The following is a 949-nucleotide window of genomic DNA, read 5'->3' on the forward strand; positions in this document are numbered from 1 at the left end:
ATACTCTGTTTACATAGAAATCCCCACGTCCTTACATTCTATTTAGGATTAGGAATAGGTGTAATCAGACCTGCTTTTGACATATCTATCCTATCCTTATTTGGGTACCATATGCACCTCTTTGGGCTTCTATTGAATCGAGAAATTGGATTGTACATCTTTTTGATTTTGATACATATAAGGTGTCCTACGGATAATGCAAATCGAAGCTATTTGATGTCTGACTCAGGCCTATATGACCGATCGATCGAAATACTCCAAGACTCCACCTTTGTCATATATTCCATATATCACATTAGATAGATATCATATTCATGGAATACGATTCACTTTCAAGATATCACATTAGATAGATATCATATTCATGGAATATGATTCACTTTCAAGATGCCTTGATGGTGAAATGGTAGACACGCGAGACTCAAAATCTCGTGCTAAAGAGCGTGGAGGTTCGAGTCCTCTTCAAGGCATAATACGGAGAATGCGCATTCAATGAGCATTCCCCGTAGAAGTATTCCGGAAATCTGCGCCTGGCGCTCTCCTCTATCTTCTGAGGTCCTTAACCACTTCCCTGAGAAAAGGAGACAGTAAAAGCCAAAATAGACTAAATATAGCCTGAACGATCCTAAAAATCCCTCGAAGGAGATAATATAATAAAGAACCCAAAGCAGACGGTATCCTACTGCAAGGGTGGTCTTAAGAATCCAAAAGAGGTTGCTCAGAAGAGATAGATGTATCCCAACCTCTATTGCTCTCGCGTAAAGCCTTTTTTTTACGCGACAGGAAAAAGTGACTACGAATTCCCCTTTTTGTTTGCGAATCCCTGTTTGTATCCTTTGAGCGCACGCCCATAAGTAGCGATCAAGGAAATCGATCAAACGATCCCAATACCGTGAAAGAGAAACTTCCCAGATCCAGGGAAGCTTATCATAAAGGGCTTCGACAAGGG

General features: G+C 40.7%; 1 tRNA gene. It reads left to right on the plus strand.

Annotated elements, in window-relative coordinates:
- Nucleotides 1-389: 389 nt before the first annotated feature.
- Nucleotides 390-470, plus strand: a tRNA-Leu gene (locus QQK43_RS23695).
- Nucleotides 471-949 lie beyond the last annotated feature (479 nt).

Source organism: Hydrogenophaga electricum (genome assembly GCF_030160815.1).
Classification (GTDB): Bacteria; Pseudomonadota; Gammaproteobacteria; order Burkholderiales; family Burkholderiaceae_C; genus Hydrogenophaga; species Hydrogenophaga electricum.